Raw genomic sequence first — 358 nt, 5'->3', positions numbered from 1 at the left:
GGGGTTTTCGTCGCGCCACCGTGCGCGCGGTGTGCCGTCTGGCCAAGCTCAACGACCGGTACTTTTACGCGGCGTTCGAGAACATGGAGCATTTGCTGCGCGCGACGTATGCCCATCACGCGCAGACGTTGCTCGGTCACTTGCAGGCCGCCGCTGCCGCGAGCGCGCCGACGCTCGACGCTCGACTCGACGCCGGTCTGCACAGCTTTTTTCGCGTTTTTTGCGCAATCCGCATGCGGCACGCGTCTTGCTGCTCGAAGTGATGGGCGTGAGTCCCGAGACGGATCAGACTTATCACCGCTACATCTCCGAATTCGCGAAGCTGATTCTGGGCATGGCCAACGCGCCGCCGGCGGCC

Annotated in this window: 1 pseudogene; it reads left to right on the top strand. The window is 64.0% G+C overall.

The features are described from left to right. Nucleotides 1–358: pseudogene (locus tag CDV44_RS27525) on the top strand (TetR/AcrR family transcriptional regulator); the annotation flags it as partial.

This window comes from Pandoraea sp. PE-S2R-1 (assembly GCF_002179865.1).
GTDB lineage: Bacteria > Pseudomonadota > Gammaproteobacteria > Burkholderiales > Burkholderiaceae > Pandoraea.
Note: the sequence above shows the minus strand (reverse complement) of the source record. Positions and strands in the feature narration are given on the sequence as shown.